This window comes from Streptomyces sp. NPDC058955, from assembly GCF_042741435.1.
Taxonomy (GTDB): Bacteria; Actinomycetota; Actinomycetes; order Streptomycetales; family Streptomycetaceae; genus Streptomyces.
In genome coordinates, this window is record NZ_JBHYKM010000070.1 from 6336 (window position 1) to 10210 (window position 3875).

At 74.1% G+C, this 3875-nt stretch carries 4 protein-coding genes; 3 read left to right on the plus strand and 1 reads right to left on the minus strand.

The window, feature by feature from the left end; all coding sequences use genetic code 11:
- Positions 1–153: 153 nt before the first annotated feature.
- Positions 154–963, plus strand: coding sequence for an Fpg/Nei family DNA glycosylase (locus tag ACFW1I_RS24355; RefSeq protein WP_384673525.1), 810 nt, complete (start codon positions 154–156; stop codon positions 961–963).
- Positions 964–982: 19 nt separating this feature from the next.
- Here the strand turns inward: ACFW1I_RS24355 and ACFW1I_RS24360 are convergent, their stop codons facing one another.
- On the minus strand, positions 983–2212 hold the full coding sequence (locus ACFW1I_RS24360; RefSeq protein ID WP_384673528.1) for a GNAT family N-acetyltransferase: 1230 nt from the start codon (positions 2210–2212) through the stop codon (positions 983–985).
- A 106-nt stretch (positions 2213–2318) separates the two neighbouring features.
- Between ACFW1I_RS24360 and ACFW1I_RS24365 the strand changes: the two genes are divergently transcribed.
- Together ACFW1I_RS24365 and ACFW1I_RS24370 are read left to right on the plus strand one after the other, a co-directional pair.
- A complete protein-coding gene (locus tag ACFW1I_RS24365; protein ID WP_384673531.1) occupies positions 2319–3461 on the plus strand; it encodes a PP2C family protein-serine/threonine phosphatase in 1143 nt (380 codons plus the stop codon).
- A gap of 138 nt (positions 3462–3599) precedes the next feature.
- Positions 3600–3794, plus strand: coding sequence for a hypothetical protein (locus ACFW1I_RS24370; RefSeq protein ID WP_030494066.1), 195 nt, complete (start codon positions 3600–3602; stop codon positions 3792–3794).
- The last annotated feature ends 81 nt before the right edge of the window (positions 3795–3875 follow it).

Sequence of the window (3875 nt, forward strand, 5' to 3'; positions counted from 1 at the left end):
CGCCTTCCTCTCTGTTGTGGGGCGCCCCACCCGCGCCACAACCCCCCCCCGGGCGCCCCCCCCCCCCCGCCCCGGTGCCCCCCCCCCCCCGCGGCGCGCGCGCGCCCCCGGGGCCCCCGGGGCGGCGCCGTCCCGTCACCCAGGAGAACCGCCGTGCCCGAGGGGCATACGATCCACCGCCTCGCCCAGGACCACCGGGAGCGCTTCGGCGGCCGGCCCGTCCGCGCGAGCAGCCCGCAGGGCAAGTTCTCCGACTCCGCCGCCCTGCTCGACGGCTCCGTCCTGGAGACCACCGAGGCACACGGCAAGCACCTCTTCCTCGGCTTCCCGCGCGACGAGTGGGTCCACATCCACCTCGGCCTCTTCGGCAAGGTGAACTTCGGCGACGCCCCCGCGCCCCCGCCGACCGACACGGTCCGCCTGCGGCTCGCGAACCCGGAGTCGTACGTCGACCTCCGCGGCCCCACCACCTGCGCGCTGATCACCGACGCCGAGAAGCAGGCGATCCACGCCCGCCTGGGCCCGGACCCGCTGCGGGACGGCGACGACCCCGACAAGGCGTGGCGCCGCATAGCGAGGTCCCGCACCACGATCGCCGCCCTGCTGATGGACCAGAAGATCATCGCCGGCGTCGGCAACGTCTACCGCGCCGAGGTCCTCTTCCGCCACGGCATCGACCCGTACCGCGCCGGAAGGGACCTGACGGCGGGGGAGTGGACCGCGATCTGGGAGGACCTCAAGGCCCTCATGCGCGAGGGCGTCCGCCTCAACCGCATCGACACGGTCCGCCCCGAGCACACCCCCGAGGCGATGAACCGCCCCCCGCGCGTCGACGACCACGGCGGCGAGGTCTACGTCTACCGCCGCGCGAACCACCCCTGCCACCTCTGCGGCACGGAGATCCGCACGGCGGACCTGGCGGCGCGGAACCTCTTCTGGTGCCCGACCTGCCAGCACCGCTGAACCTCGTCGGTGGGCTGCCCTAGAACCCGTGCGGCAACCAGGGCGCGACCGGCGACCCGAACGCCAACGACGCCTCTGTCAGCGCCCCCTCGCGCAACTCGGTGACCCGCCCCGCGGAAGCCAGCGCGGCAAGGCTCGTGCCGCCCAGGTACGCCGCCCCCAACTCCCGTACCGACAAGGCGAGATCGGCCGCGTCCGAGGTCCGGGAACAGCTCGCTCCCTTCGCGTCGCCCGACAGCCGCCACCGCCCCGCGTTCCACGGACAGAACGCGTCCGCCACCTCGAACACGACGTCCACCGGTGCCTGGTACGTCCGTGCCTCCAGCGCCGCGCCGACGTCCACCAGCCGCGCGAACAGCCCCTCCCGCACGGCCGGTTCGCACCGTCGCACGTCCGAGACCAGGTGCTGCCAGGCCGAGTCCACCGGCGCGCTGTTCACCCGCACCTTCGTCGTCAGGTCGACCGAGCACAGGAACCGCCACAGCGCCGTCTCCGCCACCGGGTCGAGCCCGTACAGCTCGTGCACGGTCACCGAGCCGTCCGCGCCCGCCCAGCTCCAGTCCGGCTTGATCGCGTAGTACGCGTACCCCACGACCTCCCCGTCCCGCTCCGCCAGCACGCACAGCCGCTCCGAGGAACCCTCCCGCGACCCCGGCGGGTCGAGCAGCGGCAGCCGCTCCCAGCCGGGCCGCCGGGCCAGCATCCCGGGCCGGCGCGGCACCATCCGCGCGTACACCGCCTCCGTCACCGCCGAGGACTCCGCGAGCGGCACCATCCGCAGCGACACCGCGTCCGTCCCGGCCGGCACGTCCAGCCGCACCCGGGCGGTGTCGATCACCGCGCGCTGGGTCCACGTCGCCGCCCCGTAACCGAACCGCCCGTAGATGACCGCCTCCGAGGCCGTCAGCACCGCCAGCGGCTCGCCCGCCTCCCGGACGTCGTCGAGCTGCCGGCGCATCATCGACGTCAGCAGCCCCCGCCGCCGATGCGTTCCGGCCACGCTCACCATCGTCACGCCCGCCGCCGGCACCGACGCCCCGCCCGGCACGGTCAGCCGGAAGGAGAACGCCCCCGCCGTCGCCACCGGCCGGTCCCCGTCCCAGACCGCCAGCGACCGCCCGCACTCGGTCAGGTCCCGCCACAGCGCCCGCTCCTCGGGCTGCTCCGGCACACCCCCGAAGGCGAGTTCCAGCGCAGAGAACCAGCGATCCCACTCCGACGGGTCCAGCACCCGCAGTTCAGTCGTCATATGCCATCGATATCAGCGGTCCTCGCCCGAGGCGACCCGATTTCACGCACCTTGTCACCGGGGTACCCCTGCACGGGAGCCGCCGGGGTGGATAGGGTCCAGGCCAATGGCCCACCACGGAGTGAACACGTACACGGCCCGGTTGCGCAGGCGCGCCCACCGGGCCCGCGTCGTGCTGCGCCGGACCGGCGTCGACTACTTCCGCGGCGGCACCTCCGACCGGCTCGCCCTCGCCGGACTCCTCCTCACCATCCCCGCCATCGTCTGCGGCACCGTCCTCGACCCGGTCTGGTGCTCGCCCGCCGCCCTCGTCCTGCCGATCGTGGCCGGCGGACTGCTGCTGCGGCCCGCCAGCCTCCTCGGCCTGTACGCGGCGGCGGCCGGCGGCCTGATCGTCGAGTCCACGATCCTCGGCCCGTACGGCGAGGGGCCCGCCCGCGTCACCCCCGGCACCGTCCTGGTGGTCGCCGCCTGCGGCCTCTTCGGCCTGCTCATCGCCCAGTTCCGGGCCCGGGTCGGAGTGCCCTGGCGGCGCGGCGGCACCATGCTCTTCGACCTGCGCGAACGGCTCCGGGTGCAGAGCGCGCTGCCCCGGCTGCCGGGCGGCTGGCACCGCGAGATGGCACTCCGCCCGGCCGGCGGCCAGTCCTTCTCGGGCGACTTCGTCGTCGCCGCCCGCACCCACGGCGGCCGCACCCTGGAGGTCGTCCTCACCGACGTCTCCGGCAAGGGCATGGACGCGGCCTCCCGCTCCCTGCTGCTCTCCGGCGCCTTCGGCGGCCTGCTCGGCTCGCTCCCGCCGCACGGCTTCCTGCCCGCCGCCAACGGCTATCTGCTCCGGCAGAACTGGGACGAGGGCTTCGCCACCTCCGTCCACCTCGTCCTCGACCTGGACTCCGGCGACTACGAGCTCTTCTCCGCCGGCCACCTGCCCGCGCTCCAGCTCCACTCCGGCACCGGCCGCTGGGAGGAGAAGGACGGCGACGGACCCCTCCTCGGCGTCTACGACGGCGCCGAGTTCCACCCGGTCAAGGGCACCCTGCAGCCCGGCGACGTCCTGATGCTCTTCACCGACGGCCTCGTCGAGGCCGCCGACCGCGACCTCGCCGAAGGCATCGACCGGCTCACCGGCGAGGCCGACCGCTGCGTCCCCGGCGGCTTCGAGGGCGTCGCCTGGCACCTCATCGAGGCGGTCGCCAAGGACGTCAACGACGACCGCGCGCTCGTCCTCATCTCCCGCCCCGCCTGAACCTTTCGGGCCTGTGGCGCGTCCCACGATTCGTCACCCCCCGCCGAGGGCAAAGGGGTTGGTGGCACGATGGAGGCGCGGGGGTGTCCAGATGCATACCCCGGGCTGGGCAGGGACCGACCGAGGGTGTGATCAGTTGTGGCCATTTCGCTGTCTGTGGTGTTGCTGTTGGCGATCGTCCTCGTGGTGCTGATCCGCGGCGGAAGCCTCAAGGGCGGGCCGGCCGTGGTCGCCGTCCTCTTCGGCTTCTTCCTCGCGTCCACGGGCATGGCCGACGACATCCAGCGCTTCCTGGACTCGATAACCCAGACGATCAGCGCCGTGAAGTTCTGACGGACTTCCGGCGGCGCGGAACGGCCCCGGGCCGGGCCGGGCGCCCCCCCCCGCCCGCCCCCCCGCGCGCCCCACACGCAC